This is a genomic window from Pseudomonas sp. F2 (genome assembly GCF_057174385.1).
The window spans coordinates 5,693,272-5,714,559 of the sequence record NZ_CM169904.1 but is presented as its reverse complement, the minus strand read 5'-3'; the positions used below and the strand labels follow the sequence as shown (position 1 = coordinate 5,714,559).

Annotated in this window: 22 protein-coding genes; 5 read left to right on the top strand and 17 right to left on the bottom strand. The window is 61.1% G+C overall.

The window, feature by feature from the left end:
• Window positions 1-5: 5 nt before the first annotated feature.
• Window positions 6-1,106 carry an efflux RND transporter periplasmic adaptor subunit gene (locus tag AC193Q_RS25650; protein WP_047292822.1) on the bottom strand — a complete coding sequence of 367 codons (1,101 nt, stop codon included), beginning with the start codon at window positions 1,104-1,106 and terminating at the stop codon, window positions 6-8.
• A 94-nt stretch (window positions 1,107-1,200) separates the two neighbouring features.
• On the opposite strand from AC193Q_RS25650, the gene AC193Q_RS25645 reads away from it, so the two are divergent.
• Complete coding sequence (locus tag AC193Q_RS25645) at window positions 1,201-1,836, top strand: TetR/AcrR family transcriptional regulator (protein WP_041063295.1); 636 nt, start codon at window positions 1,201-1,203, stop codon at window positions 1,834-1,836.
• A gap of 129 nt (window positions 1,837-1,965) precedes the next feature.
• Here AC193Q_RS25645 and AC193Q_RS25640 read toward each other — a convergent pair whose 3' ends face one another.
• Window positions 1,966-2,748 (bottom strand): class I SAM-dependent methyltransferase, encoded by a 783-nt coding sequence (locus AC193Q_RS25640; protein WP_483878958.1) that lies wholly within the window; start codon window positions 2,746-2,748, stop codon window positions 1,966-1,968.
• 93 nt (window positions 2,749-2,841) lie between these two features.
• On the opposite strand from AC193Q_RS25640, the gene AC193Q_RS25635 reads away from it, so the two are divergent.
• On the top strand, window positions 2,842-3,462 hold the full coding sequence (locus AC193Q_RS25635; protein ID WP_047293047.1) for a hypothetical protein: 621 nt from the start codon (window positions 2,842-2,844) through the stop codon (window positions 3,460-3,462).
• A 4-nt stretch (window positions 3,463-3,466) separates the two neighbouring features.
• On the opposite strand, the gene AC193Q_RS25630 is transcribed toward AC193Q_RS25635, so the two are convergent.
• The 7 genes from AC193Q_RS25630 to ppc all read right to left on the bottom strand — a co-directional run bounded on the left by AC193Q_RS25630 (window position 3,467) and on the right by ppc (window position 10,822).
• Entirely contained in the window at window positions 3,467-4,159 is a 693-nt protein-coding gene (locus AC193Q_RS25630; protein WP_483878957.1) for an extensin-like domain-containing protein, read from the bottom strand.
• A gap of 2 nt (window positions 4,160-4,161) precedes the next feature.
• Window positions 4,162-4,998 (bottom strand): isocitrate lyase/PEP mutase family protein, encoded by an 837-nt coding sequence (locus tag AC193Q_RS25625; protein ID WP_483878956.1) that lies wholly within the window; start codon window positions 4,996-4,998, stop codon window positions 4,162-4,164.
• 33 nt (window positions 4,999-5,031) lie between these two features.
• The gene (locus tag AC193Q_RS25620; RefSeq protein WP_047292812.1) at window positions 5,032-5,892 is read right to left on the bottom strand and encodes a DUF72 domain-containing protein; all 861 of its coding nucleotides are present in this window, start codon (window positions 5,890-5,892) and stop codon (window positions 5,032-5,034) included.
• Complete coding sequence (locus AC193Q_RS25615; protein ID WP_003222071.1) at window positions 5,892-6,200, bottom strand: hypothetical protein; 309 nt, start codon at window positions 6,198-6,200, stop codon at window positions 5,892-5,894. Before AC193Q_RS25615 ends, AC193Q_RS25620 begins: the two co-directional genes overlap by 1 nt.
• 285 nt (window positions 6,201-6,485) lie before the next feature.
• A complete protein-coding gene (gene tsaB, locus AC193Q_RS25610) occupies window positions 6,486-7,160 on the bottom strand; it encodes a tRNA (adenosine(37)-N6)-threonylcarbamoyltransferase complex dimerization subunit type 1 TsaB (protein ID WP_483878955.1) in 675 nt (224 codons plus the stop codon).
• Between the two features lie 93 nt (window positions 7,161-7,253).
• Window positions 7,254-7,901, bottom strand: a complete 648-nt coding sequence (gene adk, locus AC193Q_RS25605; RefSeq protein WP_025112233.1) for an adenylate kinase — start codon at window positions 7,899-7,901, stop codon at window positions 7,254-7,256.
• A 290-nt stretch (window positions 7,902-8,191) separates the two neighbouring features.
• A complete protein-coding gene (ppc, locus tag AC193Q_RS25600; protein WP_483878954.1) occupies window positions 8,192-10,822 on the bottom strand; it encodes a phosphoenolpyruvate carboxylase in 2,631 nt (876 codons plus the stop codon).
• A 210-nt stretch (window positions 10,823-11,032) separates the two neighbouring features.
• Here ppc and AC193Q_RS25595 point away from each other — a divergent pair, with 210 nt between their 5' ends.
• The 3 genes from AC193Q_RS25595 to lptF all read left to right on the top strand — a co-directional run bounded on the left by AC193Q_RS25595 (window position 11,033) and on the right by lptF (window position 12,993).
• On the top strand, window positions 11,033-11,377 hold the full coding sequence (locus AC193Q_RS25595) for a hypothetical protein (protein ID WP_003222064.1): 345 nt from the start codon (window positions 11,033-11,035) through the stop codon (window positions 11,375-11,377).
• 366 nt (window positions 11,378-11,743) lie between these two features.
• A complete protein-coding gene (locus AC193Q_RS25590; RefSeq protein ID WP_483878953.1) occupies window positions 11,744-12,148 on the top strand; it encodes a DUF4398 domain-containing protein in 405 nt (134 codons plus the stop codon).
• 56 nt (window positions 12,149-12,204) lie between these two features.
• On the top strand, window positions 12,205-12,993 hold the full coding sequence (gene lptF / locus AC193Q_RS25585; RefSeq protein WP_047292806.1) for a lipotoxin F family OmpA-related lipoprotein LptF: 789 nt from the start codon (window positions 12,205-12,207) through the stop codon (window positions 12,991-12,993).
• Between the two features lie 138 nt (window positions 12,994-13,131).
• On the opposite strand, the gene AC193Q_RS25580 is transcribed toward lptF, so the two are convergent.
• The 8 genes from AC193Q_RS25580 to AC193Q_RS25545 all read right to left on the bottom strand — a co-directional run bounded on the left by AC193Q_RS25580 (window position 13,132) and on the right by AC193Q_RS25545 (window position 21,265).
• Window positions 13,132-13,461, bottom strand: a complete 330-nt coding sequence (locus AC193Q_RS25580) for a PA3694 family proteiin (protein ID WP_007964217.1) — start codon at window positions 13,459-13,461, stop codon at window positions 13,132-13,134.
• Window positions 13,458-14,363: an alpha/beta hydrolase gene (locus tag AC193Q_RS25575; RefSeq protein WP_047292804.1), complete on the bottom strand. Its 906-nt coding sequence runs from the start codon at window positions 14,361-14,363 to the stop codon at window positions 13,458-13,460. The genes AC193Q_RS25580 and AC193Q_RS25575 overlap by 4 nt, the downstream gene beginning before the upstream one ends.
• 162 nt (window positions 14,364-14,525) lie before the next feature.
• Window positions 14,526-15,803, bottom strand: coding sequence for a flavohemoglobin expression-modulating QEGLA motif protein (locus tag AC193Q_RS25570; protein WP_095667407.1), 1,278 nt, complete (start codon window positions 15,801-15,803; stop codon window positions 14,526-14,528).
• A gap of 24 nt (window positions 15,804-15,827) precedes the next feature.
• Window positions 15,828-16,385, bottom strand: a complete 558-nt coding sequence (locus tag AC193Q_RS25565; protein WP_047292800.1) for a hypothetical protein — start codon at window positions 16,383-16,385, stop codon at window positions 15,828-15,830.
• Between the two features lie 146 nt (window positions 16,386-16,531).
• Window positions 16,532-17,245 (bottom strand): TetR/AcrR family transcriptional regulator, encoded by a 714-nt coding sequence (locus AC193Q_RS25560; protein ID WP_007964212.1) that lies wholly within the window; start codon window positions 17,243-17,245, stop codon window positions 16,532-16,534.
• A 105-nt stretch (window positions 17,246-17,350) separates the two neighbouring features.
• The gene (gene lysS / locus AC193Q_RS25555; RefSeq protein WP_041063265.1) at window positions 17,351-18,853 is read right to left on the bottom strand and encodes a lysine--tRNA ligase; all 1,503 of its coding nucleotides are present in this window, start codon (window positions 18,851-18,853) and stop codon (window positions 17,351-17,353) included.
• Between the two features lie 112 nt (window positions 18,854-18,965).
• Window positions 18,966-20,061 (bottom strand): peptide chain release factor 2 gene (prfB, locus tag AC193Q_RS25550; RefSeq protein ID WP_096795805.1). Its coding sequence is split into 2 segments (ribosomal slippage): window positions 18,966-19,988 and window positions 19,990-20,061, totalling 1,095 coding nucleotides; the frame shifts between segments, so codons are not numbered across the junction.
• 202 nt (window positions 20,062-20,263) lie between these two features.
• On the bottom strand, window positions 20,264-21,265 hold the full coding sequence (locus AC193Q_RS25545; RefSeq protein ID WP_047292797.1) for a response regulator: 1,002 nt from the start codon (window positions 21,263-21,265) through the stop codon (window positions 20,264-20,266).
• Window positions 21,266-21,288 lie beyond the last annotated feature (23 nt).

Here is a 21,288-nt window from a genome sequence, read left to right as displayed (position 1 = left end):
GGGACTTACTCCTTGTCCGCCAGATTGACCACACGGTTGGAGCGATCCACAGGCCGCACCTGCTGACCGTCGAGCAATACGTGAACCCCGGCGGCGACTACCCAGTCGCTGGCATTCAAGCCTTCGAGCACCGGTACACTTTTCTCGCCGAACGGGCCGATGCGCACCGGGGTCTTTTTCAGGGTGTTGTTGGCGCTGACGACCCAGACATAGGTCGCACCGTTCTCGGCAGTCAGGGCCGAAAGCGGTACTGACAGCGGCACACTGTCTGCCGATTGCACGAACACCCGGGCGCTCTGCCCGAGTTCAGCCGGGACTTTGCCGCTGGTGAACGAGATGCGCGCGGCGAAGGTACGGGATTTCGGATCGGCCGCCGGCGACAGCTCACGAATCTGCCCGGCGAAGCGCTGGTTTTGCTGGGTCCACAGTTCAACGGTCACTGGCTGGCCGACCTTGAACCGCCCGAAGCTCTGCTCCGGGAGGCTGATCGACACTTCGCGCTCGCCGTCGGTGGCGAGGGTAAACACGGTTTGCCCGGCGGCGACCACCTGCCCGACTTCCACCGAACGCTTGGCCACCACGCCGTCCTGCGGCGCGCGCAGCACGGCGTAACTGGCCTGGTTGGTCGAGACGTTGAATTCGGCTTTGATTTGCTTGAGGCGGGCTTCGCCGGAGCGGTAGAGGTTTTCCGCGTTGTCGTAGGCCGAACGGCTGACCATCTGCCGCTCCATCAGCGTCTTGTAGCGGTCACGCTCGGCGCGCACCAGATTCAGATTGGCTTCAGCGGCAGCGACCTGGGCGCGAGTGGCTTCCAGTTGCAGGCGCACGTCCTGCGGATCGAGTTCGGCCAATGGTTGATCCGCCTTCACGCGCTGGCCTTCCTCGACCAGTCGTCGGCTGACTTTGCCGCCAATGCGGAACGCCAGATCGGGTTCGTAGCGGGCGCGAACCTCACCCGGATAACTTTCCATCGCCTGCGCCGAAGGCTCTGGCTGCACCACCATGGCCGGTCGAACGCTGACTGACGTCGCCTCTTCCTGACCGCATGCGGACAATAAAACAGCCAGACTGACTGGCACGGCAAAGGACAACGCATAGCGGAACATGGTGACGGACCTTTCGCTTATGGTGCTTGGAATATTTATACTGGCCGGTATGGTATTAATAGCAAACTCACCAGTCCAGTATTAAAAGCGAAGAATGTCGAACAATCTTTCAGCTCCAAACGGCCCGGGCCGTCCGAAGGATCCGGCCAAGCGCCGGGCAATCCTCGATGCGGCGAAAACCCTGTTCCTGAGTCACGGCTATGCCAACACCAGCATGGACGCGGTCGCCGCCGAGGCGGGCGTGTCGAAACTGACGGTTTACAGCCACTTCAACGACAAGGAGACGCTGTTCTCCTCCGCGGTAATGGCCAAATGCGAGGAGCAGTTACCGCCGCTGTTCTTCGAATTGCCCGCCGGCATCCCCGTGGAAAATGTGTTGCTGAACATTGCCCGGGGCTTTCATCAGCTGATCAACAGCGACGAGTCGGTGAATTTGCATCGCTTGATGATGGCGCTGGGCACCCAGGATCCGAAGCTGTCGCAGATCTTCTTCGACGCTGGCCCCGAACGCATGGTGCAAGGCATGGAGCGGCTGCTCAAACGCATCGACGAGACCGGCGTGCTGAGCATCGACCTGCCGCGCAATGCCGCCGAGCATTTCTTCTGCCTGCTCAAGGGTGCGGGGAATTTTCGTTTGCTGTATTGCTGTGGTGAGCCGCTGAGCGAAGAAGCGGCAGAAAGTCATGTGCAGGAAGTGGTGGGGTTGTTCATGCGGGCGTATCGGCCCTGATTTTTTAGCGCCTGATCTGACGTCATCGCTGGCAAGCCAGCTCCCACATTGATCGTGCTGAACACAAATTGTGCGAACGACACAAAAACTTGTGGGAGCTGGCTTGCCAGCGATTGAGGCGACTCGGTATCAAGCCTTGAGTGCTTTCTTCGGGTAGATGTCATACCGACTGGATTTGCCATCCAGCGCATGGCTCGGCTTCGGCCCCTCAATACACGGCGCCTTGCGCGGGCGCTTGACCACCACCCGGTGTGTCGCCAGGGCCAGCGCCGCTTCGAGCAACGCCGGCGCATCCGGGTCATCCCCGACCAGCGGCCGGAACAGACGCATCTCTTTCTTCACCAGCGCCGTCTTCTCGCGGTGCGGGAACATCGGGTCGAGGTAGATCACCTGCGGTGGCTCGCCTTGCCAATTGCGCATTACCTCGATGGAGTTGCCCTTGAGCAGCTTCATCCGCGCGACAATCGGCGCCACGTCGAAATCTTCCGCCGCCCGCGCCAGACCATCCTCCAGCAACGCCCCGATCAGCGGCTGGCGCTCGATCAGGCTCATCTCGCAGCCCAGACTGGCCAGCACGAACGCGTCCTTGCCCAGCCCCGCCGTGGCGTCCAGCACCCGTGGGCGCACGCCTTGAGCGATGCCGACCGCCTTGGCGATCATCTGCCCGCTGCCGCCGCCGTACAGACGCCGGTGCGCCGCGCCCCCCTCGACAAAGTCCACCCGCACCGGTCCCGGCGCATCCGGGCCGAGCTGCTGCAGCTGCAAGCCCTGCTCGCCGACCTGCAAGGCGAACTCGCCGTCGTCCTCCTTCAGCGGCAGGCCCAGGCGCTCGGCCCATTGCTCGGCTTGCGCTTCAAACGTCGGGCCGAGGGCCTGGACATGGATGCGGCAGGCCGCGGGTTGCTCAATCATGAAAACACGCTCAAAAAAGTTAAGGATCGGCAAAAAGTGGCCGATAAACCAATCAACGCGCATTTTGCCAGAGCTGAGCGTCAACCGAAAAAAATGTCAGGCATTCTTCCCACATCGATTGGCTACATTTCGCCCAAGGGCGACTTCAGCCGTCATAACACTCAAGCATTGGGCGGCGTCAGTCACCTGTGGCAGGATTTCTTTGCCCAGGCCCTGGCCGAACAGACGAGTGATGTGGTGCCAGCCTGCGGCACATTCCCGCCGGTTGACCTGAACAGCCCGGAAGAACCGACGCTTGGCAGCGAGCTGCACGCGCACATCGTCGAGCAGCGTCAGTGCGATGTGGTCGAGACCGAAGTGCGTCCGCCGGAGCCGCTGTTCCTGCCGATCGCCGAGTTCGAAACCGATCTGCTGGACAAGCCGTTCCCACCGTTCCCGCCAGAAGAACTCAAGGCTCAGCAGGAGCAGCAAGACTTCGACAGCAGCTGGGTTCGCCCGATCGTGATCAACAACGGTCAGCCTGTGCCAGAGCCGGGTCCGGCGCCGCAGAAGAAGCCGCTGTACCTGCCGATTGCCGAGTTCGATCTCGACCTGCTGCAAAAACCTTATCCGCCGTTCCCGCCGGAAGAAATCGTCGAGCAGCAGAAGGCTTTGGACTTCGATAACGGTTGGGCGCGCCCGATCGTGTTGCAGAACCTGCGCCTCGCCGCCTGATCCCTCAGCGACACACGCTCCAGCGCCCGACATCGACATGAAAGTGACTGCGGTGGGCGGCGTTGTAATCCGGACTCAACACCACACTGAACGCCTCGCAGGCACCATCGCGCACCTGCCGCAGAAACTGCGCGTCCTGATTTTGCTTCGGCCAGTCTTTGAGCACGCTGACGCTGCGCCCGTCCGCCAGCCGAAAACCGCTGATGTCCAGCGCATCGGCACTGGCGTGGCGACTGAGCGCCCCGCTCTCGCGGTTGTAGACATTGCGGCAGGCAAAGCTGCCGAGGTGATCGATACGCGCCACAGACTGGCCGTAAAGCGCTTGCGCGGCAGGTTGCAGGGTATGTCGTTCAAACATCGCGTAAGCCACCGCCAATGGACAACTGGCGAGGAAGCTGCTGCTCAGCGCCACCTCGCCGCTCTGCACGCGCACGGCGCCGATCAGCGGGCACTTGGCGTCGGGGCTGTCGGCTTGCGCTGTGATGCGCAGACCCGAGTTGCTGAGCACTTGTGCGCATAACTCGGGATTGCCACGCAGGCGCATCAGCTTGAAACCGGTCAGCCAGTTCGGCGCGGCCTTCACGTCCAGCGGCGCCCACGGGTTCCACTCGGCCGGCACGTCGACCCAGCCGCGCCAGACGCTGACCACGGCGCCAGCAATCATCAACAGTACCGACAGCGCGATCCAGCGGCCCATGCTCAGCCTTTGAAGAACTGATTGGCCTGAGCGTACGGCATCGATTGCGCAGTGAAGCCGAAGGTGCCGTGCTGCTGGATCTCTTCAGCCGCGCGGTAAAACTCGCCGAACGCTGCCAAAGCCAGCGCCGAACCGGTGCTGATCCTGCGCACACCCATTTCTTCCAGCGCCTGCACGGTCAGTTTCAAACCGCCGGACATCAGCACGTTGACCGGTTTTGGTGCCACCGCGCGCACCACCGCCAGCACTTCTTCGGCGCTGCGCAAACCCGGCGCGTACAGCACGTCGGCGCCCGCTGCGGCAAAGGCCTGCAGGCGGCGGATGGTATCGTCGAGATCGGGATTGCCGTGCAAGTAGTTTTCCGCACGGGCGGTCAGGGTGAAGGGAAATGGCAGCGTGCGCACTGCGGCGACGGCGGCTTCGATGCGCGCCACAGCGTGTTCGAAGCAGTAGATCGGCGCGTCGGCACGGCCCGTGGCGTCCTCGATCGAACCGCCCACCGCGCCCGCCTCGGCGGCACGCAGCAAGCTTTTCGCACACTCGGCCGGGTCATCGGCGAAACCGTTTTCCAGGTCCACCGCCACTGGCAGATCGGTGGCCGCGACAATTGCCCGGACATTGGCCAAGGTCTCATCGAGACTCAGGGCGCCATCGGCCTTGCCTTGGGAAAACGCATAACCGGCACTGGTGGTCGCCAACGCCTGATAGCCCAGACTGGCGAGCATTTTCGCCGAGCCGGCATCCCACGGGTTGGGGATGACGAAAATCCCCGCACCTTCATGCAGGGCCTTGAAGGCCTGGGCTTTGCGGGCTTGTTCTTGAAGGGCGTGGGCGTTCATCGGCAGGCTCCTGGGCAGGGGAAAAATCCGCCTTCAGAGCAAGCCGAGTTGCTCGGCGGCGGGTTCTCTGTATAGCTCAGGCAGGGACGGCAGGCCAGGCAAACGTTGCATCAATTGTGCGTGAAAACGTTGCGCCAGCTTCGCCGCCATCACGTTGTCGGCGGTGTGCAGGAAGATGTACGGCGTGCGGCCCTCTTCAATCCACTCGGCGATTTTCGCCACCCACGGCACGAGAAACGGATCGTTGGCTTCCAGCTCCGGATGGCCAATGAAACGTACCTGCGGAGATTGGGTAAACGCCGCCGGACGGGTCGGCACCCGAGGCTTTTTCGATTGCGCGTGGATCACCGAAGACTCGGTCGACAGGCAACTGAACAGCGCCCGCGGATCGAGGCAGATGCGCTCCACGCCACGCTCAAGCAGCAGACGATTGAGCAGGCGCTCGCTCTCGCCCTTGGCGAAAAACTGTTCGTGACGGACTTCCACTGCCAGTGGCCGGTCCAGCGCGTCGATGAACGCCGTCAGCTCGGGCAATCGATGCGGGGTGAAGCTTTTCGACAGTTGCAGCCACAGCGGCGAAACCCGTTCGCCGAGCGGGCTGAGAAGATTCACGAAGGTTTCGGCGGCGGTCAGCTGATCACGCAGGTCACCGCTGTGGCTGATGTCGCCGGGAAACTTGGCGGTGAAGCGAAAGTGTTCGGGCATGGTCTCGGCCCAACGCTGCACGGTGGCCGGCGACGGGCTGGCGTAGAAGGTCGTGTTGCCTTCGACGGCATTGAACACTTGAGCATAGAGACTGAGGAAGTCGGAAGTCTTGGCGTCTTCGGGGTACAGATACTCGCGCCAGGCGTTTTCGCTCCAGGACGGACAACCGAGGTAGTAAGGCAGATCCATCAGATGTACAGGTCGAGGCCCAGCACATCCGCATCCCAATCGACAAAACCGGCGGTGCTCAGGTAGCTGGCCAGGGCCATCGCTACGCTTTTGCTCATGGCGCGGTGATAAATCATGTCTTGCTGACGGGCAGGCAGATTGGCCAGACGTTGTGCGGAGGCTTTGGCAGCGCGGGCGGCCAGTTGCTCTTCAGTCGGGAATTCCAGCTCGCCATCGATATCGTCGACGGACTCATCCAGCGCCACATTGCCTTTGCGAGGCTTGCGCTTGATGGGGTAGGACTGAGAGGAAAGGCCGTCTATACGCATAATTTCATGCTCGGTATCGATGATGGCAATTTAGCGGCACTTGACCGACTTAGCAAACCGCCGAGTGATAACTAGAACACATAAAGCGTAAAAGGTTTAAAGCGCGGGGTTGGAAACTGACGATTGGCAGAATTTGGAATAAGCAGTGGGATTGTGGAGAGCCTTATGTGGTGAGGGGATTCATCCCCGATGGGTCGCGAAGCGGCCCCAAAATCGGCGACTGCTTCGCAGCCCATCGGGGATAAATCCCCTCACCACAGAAGCTACCCCGCTAGAAGTCAGGACTCAGCGAGCCTTTGGAGTAGCGACTTTGTCGCGCAGGTAAACCGGTTGCGCATCATCGGCAGGGATCGACTCACCGCGTTCCCAGGCAAACCGCGCCAGGGTCAGCAGGTCTTCGGCGTGAGGCAGCATGCCGGCATTCGAGCCGCTCAGGCTGACCGCGATCCGCTCGCCATAGCCCCAACCAGTGCCCGCACCGAACCAATCGCCGCTGGCATCGGCCGGCAGCGCCGCGGCTTCCGGTGGCAGCACCGCTTCGGCACCGACCAGACGCATCTCGCCGGCGGTCTCGCGGTAGCAGCCCCAATACACTTCATCCATCCGCGCATCGATGGCCGCCGCGACCTGGCTCACACCGTGTTCGCGATACGCGCGCTGTGCCAGCACCGCCAGGTTCGACACCGGCAGCACCGGGCGATCCAGCGCAAAGGCCAGACCTTGCACCACACCAATGGCGATCCGCACACCGGTAAACGCCCCCGGCCCACGACCGAAGGCAATGGCGTCCACCGCTTGCAACGTGGTGCCGGCGTCGGCCAGCAGTTGCTGGATCATCGGCAGCAGCTTCTGCGCGTGCAGACGCGGGATCACCTCGTAATGGCTCGTGACCTTGCCGTCATGCAGCAAGGCAACGGAGCAAGCTTCGGTCGCGGTGTCCAGGGCCAGCAAGGTGCTCATCGATGTTTCCAAAACAGGTGGGAGAAAAAGGGCGTCAGTATAAACAACTACGGCCCGCAAGCGGGCCGTGGATGATGCAGCGGATCGGCTTTTTCAGCTCAGCGCTTCGAGCACCTTGGCGGTGATCGCTTCAACCGAGCCAACGCCCGGGATGTGGCTGTACTTCGGCTTGCCGTTTGCAGCGGAGAGCTTCTGGTAGAAATCCACCAGCGGCTTGGTCTGCGAATGGTAGACCGACAGGCGATGACGCACGGTTTCTTCGGTGTCGTCCTTGCGCTGCACCAGATCGTCGCCGGTAACGTCGTCTTTGCCAGCCACTTTCGGCGGGTTGTAGACGATGTGGTAAACGCGGCCGCTGGCCTCGTGAACGCGACGACCGGCGATACGCTGAACGATTTCTTCGTCTTCAACAGCGATTTCAACCACGGCGTCCAGTTCGACACCGGCAGTCACCAGGGCTTCGGCTTGCGGAATGGTGCGCGGGAAGCCGTCGAACAGGAAGCCATTGACGCAGTCGGGTTGAGCGATGCGATCCTGCACCAGCGCGATGATCAGGTCATCCGACACCAGGCCGCCGGCATCCATGATGCTCTTGGCTTGAACGCCCAGCGGAGTGCCGGCCTTGACCGCAGCACGCAGCATGTCGCCGGTGGAGATTTGCGGAATGCCGAATTTCTCGGTGATGAACTTAGCCTGAGTACCTTTACCGGCCCCGGGAGCTCCCAGCAGAATGACGCGCATCGATGTGCTCCTCAATTTTTTATATAGAAAACAACGGGATTCGCCTCTTTGGGCCAATCTCAAAAAAACGGGTCGTGGCCGCACAAACGGCCAAAGGCTGATCAAGATACACAGCAGGCTGCGCCCACACAAGACGCCAAAAGTCGGAGAAACCGGCGCCCGCCGCGACCTTGCGACGCGGTAACCCAAGTCGCAACCCCATCATTAACTGTCGCCTGCCCGCACTTTCTGCCTGTGTACAAAGCGGCACCCGGCCTGTGCACCGGGTGCCTGATAGCACCGCAGAAACCTTAGCCGGTATTGCGCAAACCGGCGGCAATCCCCGCCACAGACACCAGCAGCGCCTGCTCCACCGGGCTGCCCTGCTCGACATTCTGCTGCCGCGAACGGGCCAGCAGCTCGGCCTGCAATAGATGAAGCGGGTCGAGGTAAGTGTTGCGCAGACGGATGAATTCCAAGGTGTCTGGGCTATGTGCCAGCAGTTGCGACTGACCGGTCAGGCCGAGCACCACCGTGCACGCCTGCGACAATAGGTCGCGTAACTGTGCGCCCAACGGCAGCAAGTCCGGCTCGACCAGACGCTGGTCGTACGACAGCGCGATGTCGGCGTCGGCCTTGGCCAGGACCATTTCCAGCATGTCGATACGGGTGCGGAAGAACGGCCACTGTTCACGCATCTGCCCGAGCAGTTCGCCCTCGCCGCGCTCCAGCGCCTTGCTCAATGCAGTTTCCCAGCCGAGCCAGGCCGGCAGCATCAGACGAGTCTGGGTCCAGCCGAAGATCCACGGAATCGCCCGCAGGCTCTCGATCCCACCCGCACGGCGCTTGGCCGGACGGCTGCCGAGGGGCAAGCGTCCCAGCTCCTGCTCCGGTGTCGACTGGCGGAAATACTCGACGAACTGCGGATTCTCCCGCACCACGGCGCGGTACGCGGCGACGCCGTCGGCGGCCAGTTCATCCATCAGGTGCCGCCATTCCGGCGTCGGCGGTGGTGGTGGCAACAGCGTCGCTTCGAGCACCGCGGCCAGATACAGATTGAGGTTCTGCTCGGCGATGTCCGGCAAGCCGAATTTGAATCGAATCATTTCGCCCTGCTCGGTGGTGCGGAAGCGCCCCGCCACCGACCCCGGCGGCTGCGACAAAATCGCCGCGTGCGCCGGTCCGCCGCCGCGGCCCACGGTGCCACCGCGACCGTGGAACAACAGCAGTTCGACTTGCTGCTCGCGGCAGATCTCCACCAGCCGCTCCTGCGCGCGGTATTGCGCCCAGGCGGCGGCGGTGGTGCCCGCATCCTTGGCCGAGTCGGAGTAACCGATCATCACTTCCTGCGGGCCTTGCAGCCTTGCGCGGTAGCCCGGCAACAGCAACAGACGCTCCATCACCGGCCCGGCGTTGTCGAGGTCGGCGAGGGTTTCGAACAGCGGCACCACACGCATCGGCCGCAACACGCCGGACTCTTTGAGCAGCAACTGCACTGCCAGCACGTCGGAGGCGGCGCCCGCCATCGAGATCACGTAGGAACCCAAGGACGCGGCCGGTGCGGCGGCGATTTCCTTGCAAGTGGCGAGCACTTCCGCCGTGTCGGCGGACGGTTTGAAATGCGCCGGCAGCAGTGGCCGGCGATTGCTCAATTCGCGGGTAAGGAAGCTGATGCGCTGTTCTTCGTCCCAGTCTTCGTAGCGACCGAGGCCCAGGTAATCGGTGATTTCGGTCATTGCCGAACTGTGCCGCGTCGAATCCTGACGTACATCGAGGCGCACCAGAAACAGGCCGAAGGTCACCGCCCGGCGCAGGCAATCGAGCAACGGCCCGTCGGCAATCACGCCCATGCCGCATTCGTGCAGGGAGTTGAAACACAGTTCCAGCGGATCGAGCAGATCGCGGTTGTTGTGCAACACGTCGGCCGGCGCCGGTGTACTGGCGCTGAGCGAGGCATGCGCCCAATTGCGCGTGGCACGCAGGCGTTCGCGCAATTGCTTGAGCACCGCCCGGTAAGGTTCGGCACTGTCACCGGCCTTGGCCTTGAGTGCATCGCTGGCCTGCTGCATCGACAGCTCGGCGGCCAGATGATCGACGTCGCGCAGGTACAGGTCGGCCGCCATCCAGCGCGCCAGTAACAGCACTTCGCGGGTCACCGCTGCCGTGACATTCGGGTTGCCGTCACGGTCGCCGCCCATCCACGAGGCAAAGCGGATCGGCGCCGCTTCCAGCGGCAAGTGCAGGTCCGTCGCTTCATAAAGCGCCTTGTCGGCCTTGCGCATATGGTTGGGAATCGCCTGCCACAGCGAGTGTTCGATGACCGCAAAACCCCACTTGGCTTCATCGACCGGGGTCGGCCGGGTACGGCGGATTTCTTCGGTGTGCCAGGCTTCGGCGATCAACCGTTGCAGGGTGTTCTGGATCTGTTCGCGTTCGGCGCTGGTCAGGTCGCGGTGATCTTGGGCGGCCAATTGCGCGGCGATCGCGTCGTACTTCTGGATCAGCGTGCGCCGCGCCACTTCGGTCGGGTGCGCAGTCAGCACCAGTTCGATTTCCAGGCGCGCCAGTTGCCGGGCCAGAGATTCGGCGCTGTGGCCTTCGTTGCGCAGGCGGGCGAGCAGTTCCGGCAGTACGCGGGATTCGAACGGCGCGGGCTGCGACTCTTCGCGGCGATGAATCAATTGATACTGCTCGGCGATGTTCGCCAGGTTGAGAAACTGGTTGAACGCCCGCGCCACCGGCAGCAGTTCGTCTTCGCTCAACTGATTGAGGCTGGCGCTGAGTTCTGCGTCCATCGAGCCACGGCGGTCGGCCTTGGCGCCCTTGCGGATCTGCTCGATCTTGTCGAGAAATTCCTCGCCGTACTGGTCGCGGATGGTATTGCCCAACAGTTCACCCAACAGGTGAACGTCCTCGCGCAAGCGTGCATCAATATCGGTCATCAGCAGTTCTCCAGCGGTAATCGGGACGGCGCAGAAACGAATGCTTTGCCCAGAGAGTGCCGCTCTACGGCGCTTCTTACAAGCAGACGACGAAGGGACTTTAAACCTTGCGGCTTGAAGCTAGTCTCAACAGTAAGCCGCACAACGGCTTGCCGGCCGCGCCGGACACTCACCCGATCCTGCCATGAGCAGGTACGACATGAGGTCATCATGAAAATCCGTGAACTCGCCCAGCATTGGGAAGAAAACGCCAAGGGTCGCCTGACCGACACTGGCTACACGATTCATCTGGACGTCGAGGCCGCTGCGCGACTGGCGGCGATTGCCGAGATGTACCCCAAACGTCATCCGGAAGAACTGCTCGGCGAACTGATCGGCGCCGCGCTCGAAGAGTTCGAGGCGAGCCTGCCGTATGTGAAAGGTTCGACGGTGGTGGCGACGGATGAAGAAGGTGATCCGCTGTATGAGGACGTCGGGCCGACGCCACGGTTTCTGGCGCTTTCACGCCGGCATTTGCAGGATTTGTCCGCCGCTGCCGGCAAGCAAAAACACTGATCAGACAACACAAAAACCTGTGGGAGCGGGCTTGCCCGCGATGGCGTCAGTTCAGTCACATCAGTGTTGAATTTGATGGCCTCATCGCTGGCAAGCCAGCTCCCACAGGGATCGTATCCTTCTCCGCTTCTGCACGCTTTTTACCTCGCGCGTACCTCTCCACGCCTCCAAAGTTCCCGGTTTAGAGCCTTGTCGACTTGGTCAAAAAAACTTTTGGCGATAGGCCATCTTTTCTGAACTTTTGAAAAACGCCTTCGGTCGGAAGCTGTAACCACGCCTGGAACGAGCGTTTCAAAAACGCGCTTTTACACGACGCTTGCGGCTCCTCGACCAGGATGGATTTTCGGTTTTATCAGGAGTTAAACAATGGAGTTGAAGACCATGAAGACCCAAACCTCGTTCTCCCACCTGCGCGGTCTGAAACTGGCTGCTCTGGCCATCGGTACCAGCTTCGTACTGGCCGGTTGCGCCGGTAACCCGCCAACCGAGCAGTACGCCGTGACCCAATCGGCGGTCAACAGTGCGGTCAGCGCCGGTGGTACCGAGTTCGCTTCTGTGGAAATGAAGCAGGCGCAGGACAAGCTCAAGCAAGCCGAAATCGCCATGCACGACAAGAAGTATGAACAAGCTCGCACCCTCGCCGAGCAAGCCGAATGGGACGCTCGCGTAGCAGAACGCAAGGCTCAGGCTGCCAAGGCCGAACAGGCTGTGAAGGATTCCCAGAAAGGTGTTCAGGAACTGCGTCAGGAAAGTCAGCGCACCGTGCAGTAAGCGCGCATCCCGAATCGCAAAGCTGAAACTTTTATCGATAGAAAGGACGACAAATTATGCGTAAGCAACTGATGATCCCCGCTCTTCTGGCCGCAAGCGTTGCCCTGGCTGCCTGCTCCACCCCGCCTAACCCGAACCTGGAGCAGGCACGTACCAACTACGCCGGCCTGCAGGCCAACCCACAGGCAAGCAAAGTCGCGGCCCTGGAAACCAAAGACGCCAGCGATTACCTGGACAAGGCCGACAAGGCTTACCTGGACAAGGAAGACGCGGCCAAGGTTGACCAACTGGCCTACCTGACCAACCAGCGCGTGGAAGTGGCCAAGCAGACCATTGCCCTGCGCACCGCTGAAAACAACCTGAAGAACGCTGCCGCGCAACGTGCCCAGGCCCGGCTGGACGCTCGCGATCAGCAGATCAAACAACTGCAGCAGAGCCTGAACGCCAAGCAGACCGATCGCGGTACCCTGGTGACTTTCGGTGACGTGCTGTTCGCCACCAACAAGGCTGATCTGAAGTCCAGCGGTCTGGTGAACATCAACAAACTGGCGCAGTTCCTCCAGGAAAATCCGGATCGTAAAGTGATCGTCGAGGGTTACACCGACAGCACCGGCTCGGCTTCGTACAACCAGTCGCTGTCCGAGCGTCGCGCGACTTCGGTTCAAGTCGCGCTGATCAAGATGGGCGTAGATCCTTCGCGCATCGTGGTTCAGGGTTACGGCAAGGAATACCCGGTTGCCGACAACGGCAGCGTTTCCGGTCGTGCGATGAACCGTCGTGTGGAAGTGACCATTTCCAACGACAACCAGCCAGTGATGCCACGTTCGGCGGTCAGCTCGAACTAAGCAACACGCGCTAACGCAAAAGCCCCGCCTGAGTGATCAGGCGGGGCTTTTTCAAGATCAAAAGATCGCAGCCTTCGGCAGTTCCTACAGGGATCGTGTTCCAATGCAGGAGCTGCCGAAGGCTGCGATCTTTTGCGTTTAAGGCTCGAGTTTCTGCGGGGTTTCCTGGCCCATGCAGCGCACGGCTTTTTTCTGCGCATTGATCAGCACCCCGGTCAGGCCTTTCTGCTCGGTGTCGAACAGCACCAGCACGCCGTCGATGCACTGCGCCACCTGCGGCGCCGGGTCCAGCGAGACTTTGTAGTCTTCGCCCGGCACGGTCTTGAGCATGGTGAATTCGTTGAGCAGCAGCGCATCCTCGGGTTTGGCGAAGTGCAGGTAGCCGTAATACCACAGCGCCCCAACGGTGCCGAGGATGCTGCAGATACCGGTGATGATCAGCGGGATGGCGTTACGTTCTTCAGTCATTGCGGACTCTCATCTTCAGAATTCGGGGGTTGCGGATAATTGGGGATCTCGCCGAGGCGCCGCAGGCCGTTGAAGTGCTCGGGATCTTCCAGATAACGCAGCATCACTTGGCGCCAGACCGGGTCGCCGAAGGTCTGTACGTGGCCGCCGCGGGTCAACTGCAACACCCGTGGTGGTGGCGCTGCCTGATACAGGCGGATGGCGTTGGACATTGGCACCAGTGGGTCGTCGATGCTGTGAAAGATCAGTTTCGGCACGCCGTTAAGCTGCGGCATCGAGTTGATCGCACTGTCGCCGTCCGGCACCAGCCACGACAACGGCACTTGAAACGGCCAGGTCAGCCACGACGTGCTGAGGGCGTACTGACCGACGCTGCGGTAACTGGCGGGTACACCGTCGAGCACGAAGGCTTTCAGCTGTTTCTGCCGCTCGGGGTGCTGCACGAGCCAATGCACGGCCATTGAGCCGCCGAGGCTCTGGCCGAGGAGGATCAGCGGCTTGCCTTTGACCTCTGGCGCCTGATCCAGCCAGGCAAACGCGGCGTCGATGTCCTGATAGATCGCCGGCAGACTCGGCTTGCCCTCGGACAAGCCATACCCGCGATAGTCCACCAGCAGCACCTGATAGCCGTTCTTCGGCAACCACCAACTGCCACCCAAGTGCATCGGCAGATTGCCGCCGTTGCCGTGCAGGTGCAGGACTGTGCCTTTGACCTCGACACCAGGCTTGGCCGGCAGCCACCAGGCGTTGAGCTTGAGGCCGTCGGCCGTGGTCAGGGTGACGGTGCGGTATTCGAGCCTGGCTTTTTCCGGGGTGAAGATCTGGCCCGGTTCGGGGTAAAACAACAGCGAACTGCAACCGCCGAGGGTCAGGAGCAGGCAAAGGATGCCGAGGATTCTCATCCGGTGAAACCTCGCAGGATTCGGGTTGAAAACAATAATTGTGTCAACAAATAACCCTGTGGGAGCTGGCTTGCCAGCGATAGCGGTGGGTCAGCCAACATCAATATTGACTGTCAGACTGCAATCGCTGGCAAGCCAGCTCCCACAGGGTTTGTATGTGGTTCAGAGGATATTGGAGTAATCCGCCTCGATCCGGTCCAGGCTCAAGTGATTGAGGAAGTTGGAGAAGCACATCCACGCCGACAGCGCGTTCATGTCGCGGAACTGTTCCGGCAGGTATTTCGGCGGCACCACCAGACCTTCATCGACCAGTTGACGCAGGGTACGCATGTCCTCCAGGGTGGTCTTGCCGCAGAACAGCAGCGGTACCTGTTCAAGCTTGCCCTTACGCACGGCCAACTGAATGTAGTTGTAAACCATGATAAAGCCCTTGAGGTAGGACAAGTCTTTGGTGAATGGCAGACCGGTTGGCGTCGAGCCTCGGAACACCCGGCTGGCGTTGCCGTAGCTTTCGGCCATTTCGAAACCCTGTTCGCGGAAGAACTCGAACACCTGCAAAAAGTCCGCGCCCTCCTCGACCATGTGAATGGCGCGGGTGCGGTTGGTCAGTTTGCGCAAGCGACTCGGGTAGGAGGCAAAGGTGATGATTTCCATCAGGATCGCCAGGCCTTCCTGGGTCACTGTCGACGACGGTGGGCCCTTGGACAGGAAGGTGCAGATCGGCTGGTTCAGGCCGTTAAGCGTGGTGCCGACATGCACCAGGCCTTCGTGGACTTCCAGTGCACGCACGTCGCGGTCGTTGAACAGCGCGTCGGTGCGGATCTTGATGTAGTCGGCGCCTGCTGCCGCGTCGGCGACGATGCCGTCGGACTCGAACACGCGGATGGTTTCCTCGGCCTCGCCGAACACCTTGTTCAAACGGGTTTGCAACAGGTGTACGGCATCCTTGGCGGTGAGGACCTTCGGTTCGTCTTTCAGGTCGCCGCGGCCGTCGATGTTGTTCAGGTAGTCAGACATCATCAGGCCGAGGTCGGCCAGGGTCGGGTCGCCGGCGTGGAACGCATCGGACGCGGCGCCGTACAGCTCTTGCGAGATCAGGCCGAAATCTTCGGTGCCGCGCGCTTCGAGCATGCGCACCACCATGCGGTATTCCTTGCACATGCGCCGCATGATCTGCCCGACCGGGTTGAACTGGCCGAGCTGGCGGGTGATGTCGCGTTCGATGTTCTGGAACTCGAGTTTGACCTTGCTCGAATCGAAACTCAGCGGCCGATTGAGGTAGTAGTCGCGATCCACCGCCGGCATTTCCTTGCCCTTGGCCTTAAGAAAGCCCTTGCGGATGTTCTCGTCCCACTTCACCGCATCGAGCACGCGGATCGGCGTCTGCGCCAGCACAATGCGATCGGACAACGTGCGTATCGTCTGCTGGTAATCGTCCACCCGAAACTCCTGTAGAAAACTGAATTATTTGGCGCGGGCCTGGCGCTGATAGCGCGCGGCCTCGACGAAGACATCGGAATTGGCCGGATCGTCGAGGTAAGCAAAGACCTTGTCGAGGCTACTGTCGACTTGCACGCCGTCGCCGTCGTCCTCGGTCTGGAAAGCCTTGCCGTCGAAGACTTGCTGCTTGATCGCCTGATTGATCTGTTCGAGGTCGAGGTTGTACACCACCAGCTCGTGTTTGTCGGTGAGTTCGAAACCGGCGATGGCGTACTGGCCACCGTAACGCGCCGGCACTTTCGCCGACAGGTACCAGCGGCTGCCGTGGCGCGACACCGTGAACGGGTACGCCTCACGCTCGTGAGGCCGGGCCTTGAACCAGGTGATCGCCTGATAGCGATCATGGCCGACGCGGGTCAGCTCAAGGTTCATCGGCTCGCCCCAGGCATTGGTGCTCGACCACGTGCCCAGCAGGCCCTTGGGCGCCGACTCACTGGCGGGCAGCGGATCCTTGAAAGTCACCAGACAACCGCTGAGCAGCAGGAACGACAAGGCGATCAGCACGCCACGCCAGGCTTTCATTCAATACTCCCATGAACTCGCAATACCTCCCTGTAGGAGCTGCCGCAGGCTGCGATCTTTTGATCCTGATCTCTTAAAGCAAGATCAAAAGATCGCAGCCTGCGGCAGCTCCTACATTGGGATCGGTGTCAGACGGACAACAGGGCTTACACCGAGGCCAGGACCAGATGCATGTACCGCGTCAGAATCCCGAGCATGTCCTGTTCGGCCAAAGGCTCGGCATCGTTGAGCAGGCCCTGATATTCCATCCGTCCGATAATCGCCGTCAACACTTTGGCATCCTGTTGCGGTTCACGTGAGCCCAGGACCTGGAACAACTGGCAGGTGCCCTGCAGGAGGATCTGCTGGTGGGAGCGCACCAGATCCGCCAGGCGCGGGTTGAGCAGTGCTTCCTGGCGGAACGCCTGCTCGGCCATCAGGTGCTCGCGACGGTTGACCAGTTGCCGGTGCACATAGTCGGCCATCAGCCGCGCGATGTCGTCGGCCAGTTGCGAGCGCGACTCGGGGCTGCCGTCGCCACTGACGACCATCTCGCGCAGCAGGCCTTCGTTGTTGATCCACAGCTTGGCCATGTAGGCCGCGCTGCGTTCGACGTATTGGGCGAAGGTATCGGTGAGCAGGTCATCGATGTCCTTGAAGTAATAGGTGGTGGCCGACAGCGGCACACCGGCCTCGGCCGCCACGGCCCGGTGGCGCACGGCGCGCACGCCGTCGCGCACGACAATGCGCATCGCCGCGTCGAGAATGTCCTGTCGACGCTGCTCACTGCCCTGTCGGCTGGCCTTGCGGCCCTGGTACTGAACACTTTCAGCGACCGCAGTGGCGATACCCGCTGCACCTTCTTGAGCGATTGCAACCATCACGACTGGACTTCCTCTGCTATTGCAAAATTAACCAATTGATACATTTGTACCAGACAGGCAATAAAAAGCCGCCTGTTTTAGGCGGCTTTTTAACTGAAACGTTTACGCTTGCGGTCGCATGTGCGGGAACAGGATCACATCGCGGATCGATGGCGAGTTGGTCAGCAACATCACCAGACGGTCGATGCCGATACCTTCACCGGCCGTTGGCGGCATGCCGTACTCCAGCGCGCGCACGAAGTCGGCGTCGTAATGCATGGCTTCGTCGTCGCCGGCGTCCTTGTCGGCCACCTGCGCCATGAAGCGCTCGGCCTGGTCTTCCGCGTCGTTCAACTCGGAGTAGGCGTTGGCGATTTCACGGCCGCCGATGAACAGCTCGAAACGGTCGGTAACGTTCGGGTTCTCGTCGTTACGACGAGCCAGCGGCGACACTTCGAACGGGTACTGAGTGATGAAGTGCGGCTGCTCCAGCTTGTGCTCGACCAGTTCTTCGAAAATCATCACCTGCAATTTGCCCAGACCTTCGAAGCCCAGCACCTTGGCGCCGGCCTTCTTGGCGATGGCGCGCGCCTTGTCGATGTCGTTCAGGTCATCGGCAGTCAGCTCAGGGTTGTACTTGAGGATCGAGTCGAACACCGACAGACGGGCAAACGGCTCACCGAAGTGGAACACCTTGTCGCCGTATGGCACGTCGGTGCTGCCCAGCACCAGTTGCGCCAGTTCACGGAACAGCTCTTCGGTCAGGTCCATGTTGTCTTCGTAGTCGGCGTAAGCCTGGTAGAACTCCAACATGGTGAATTCAGGGTTGTGACGGGTCGAAACACCTTCGTTACGGAAGTTGCGGTTGATCTCGAACACCTTCTCGAAACCGCCAACCACCAGACGCTTGAGGTACAGCTCAGGCGCGATACGCAGGAACATTTCCATGTCCAGCGCGTTGTGGTGGGTTTCGAACGGCTTGGCCGCTGCGCCGCCAGGAATGGTCTGCAGCATCGGCGTTTCGACTTCGAGGAAGTCGCGCTTCATCAGGAAGCTGCGGATGTGCGCGATCACTTGCGAACGCACGCGGAAGGTCTGGCGTACTTCTTCGTTGACGATCAGGTCAACGTAACGCTGACGGTAGCGCTGCTCGGTGTCGGTCAGGCCGTGGTGCTTGTCCGGCAGCGGGCGCAGCGACTTGGTCAGCAGGCGCACGTTGGTCATTTCGACGTACAGGTCGCCCTTGCCGGAACGCGCCAGGGTGCCTTCGGCGGCAATGATGTCGCCCATGTCCCAGGTCTTGACGGCGGCCAGGGTATCTTCGGACAGGGTTTTACGGTTGACGTAGACCTGGATGCGCCCGGTCATGTCCTGGATCACCATGAACGAGCCACGGTTGAGCATGATGCGACCGGCAACCTTGACCGGGATTGCAGCCTCGGCCAGCTCTTCCTTGGTCTTGTCCGCGTATTTCTTCTGCAGATCTTCGCAGTAGTTTTCGCGGCGGAAGTCGTTCGGGAAGGCGTTGCCCTTGGCGCGCTCGGCAGCCAGCTTTTCCTTGCGCAGGGCGATCAGGGAGTTTTCTTCCTGTTGCAGGGCTTGCGGGTCGAGTTGTTGGTCGCTCATGTCTTCAGATATTCCATCAGGTTCGTTGCCCCCGGGCCTGGCGGCCCGGGAATCGCCAGCAGGGCTGGCTCCTACAGGGATCGCGTTGCATCAGCGATCCTGTGTGCGTCTGTTACAGCCCCGATTTCAGGCTGGCTTCCAGGTATTCGTCGATATCGCCGTCGAGTACCTTGTCGCAGTCGCTGCGTTCGATGTTGGTGCGCAAGTCCTTGATCCGCGACGCGTCGAGCACGTACGAACGGATCTGGTGACCCCAGCCGATGTCCGACTTGGTGTCTTCCAGCGCCTGGGAAGCGGCGTTGCGCTTCTGCATTTCCTGCTCGTACAACTTGGCCCGCAGCATTTTCATCGCGGTGTCCTTGTTGGCGTGCTGGGAACGTTCGTTCTGGCAGCTGACCACGGTGTTGGTCGGTACGTGGGTGATACGTACGGCCGAGTCGGTGGTGTTTACGTGCTGACCACCGGCACCGGATGAACGATAGGTGTCAATCCGCAAGTCTGCCGGGTTGATTTCGATTTCGACCTTGTCGTCGATCTCTGGCGAGACGAAAACCGCAGAAAACGAAGTGTGGCGACGGTTGCCGGAGTCGAACGGGCTCTTGCGCACCAGACGGTGCACGCCGATCTCGGTGCGCAGCCAGCCAAAGGCATATTCGCCCTTGATGTGCACGGTCGCACCTTTGATACCGGCGACTTCACCGGCCGACAGCTCCATGATGGTCGCGTCGAACCCGCGTTTGTCCGCCCAGCGCAGGTACATGCGCAGCAGGATGTTGGCCCAGTCCTGGGCCTCGGTGCCGCCGGAACCGGCCTGGATGTCCAGGTAGGCGTTGTTCGGGTCCATCTCGTGGCTGAACATGCGGCGGAATTCAAGCTTGGCCAGTGACTCTTCAAGCCCTTGAAGCAGTTCAACGACGTCGTTTACCGCGCCTTCGTCGTTTTCTTCAACGGCCATGTCGAGCAGCTCGCGGGAATCGGCCAGACCGCTGGACAGCTCATCCAGGGTGTCGACGATCTGCGCCAGCGATGCTCGCTCGCGGCCCAGTTCCTGGGCGTATTCAGGTTTGTTCCAGACTGCAGGATCTTCAAGCTCGCGATTGACTTCGATCAGACGCTCATGCTTTTGATCGTAGTCAAAGATACCCCCGAATAGTTTCGGAGCGCTCGGACAGGTCCTTGATGGTGTTCAGGATCGGGTTGATTTCCATGACGGGCAGCACTCGTTGGCGAACTTTTGAAAGCCGGCGAGTATAACGTAATCACGCGGTCACGGCAGCCCGTCTGGCGGCTGTCGGGGTGAATCACTTGACACATTGCCCTGTAGGAGCTGCCGCAGGCTGCGATCTTTTGATTTTGCATTTTAAGATCAAAAGATCGCAGCCTGCGGCAGCTCCTACAGCAATTGATGGGTTACTCGATACCCACCTGGTTACGGCCATTGTTTTTCGCCTGATACAACCCGCGATCCGCCGCCGAGATCAGCAATCGGCAGTCGCTGCCCGCCTGCGGCACCATGGTCGCCAGGCCGATACTGATGGTCAGGCTCGCCCCTTCGCTCGGGGTATTGTGCGGAATCTTCAGCGCCGCCACGGTCTGGCGCAGCTTCTCTGCCACCAGCCGGGCACCGCCCGGCGAGGTATTCGGCAGTACCAGCGCGAACTCTTCACCGCCGTAGCGTGCCGGCAGATCCGACGGTCGCGCGCTGGCGTCGCGGATCGCCGTGGCGACTTTGCGCAGCGCCTCATCGCCTTCGACATGGCCAAAGCTGTCGTTGTACGACTTGAAGTAATCGACGTCGATCATCAGCAACGACAACTGGCTCTGATCGCGCAACGAGCGGCGCCACTCCAGCTCCAGGTACTCGTCGAAGTGCCGGCGGTTGGACAGCCCGGTCAGGCCGTCGGAGTTCATCAGCCGTTGCAGGACCAGGTTGGTGTCGAGCAACTGCTGCTGGCTGACGCGCAACGCACGGTACGCCGCATCCCGCTGCAGCAGGGTCATGTAGGAGCGCGAGTGATAGCGAATGCGCGCCACCAGCTCGATGGTATCCGGCAGCTTCACCAGATAATCGTTGGCCCCGGCGGAGAACGCCGCGCTCTTGATCAGCGGATCTTCCTTGGTCGACAGCACAATGATCGGGATGTCCTTGGTCGCCGGGTGATTGCGGTATTCGCGCACCAGGCTCAGGCCGTCGAGGCCGGGCATCACCAGGTCCTGCAAAATCACCGTCGGCTTGATCCGGACCGCCTGGGCGATGGCCTGGTGCGGATCGGAACAGAAGTGGAAGTCGATGTTCTCTTCATTCGACAGCCCACGGCGCACGGCTTCGCCGATCATCGCCTGATCGTCCACCAACAACACCATGGCGGCGTTTTCGTCGGTTTTAATGTCGTCGATCTGTAAATCATTCATGGGCGGTCACCTGAGTACTGCGG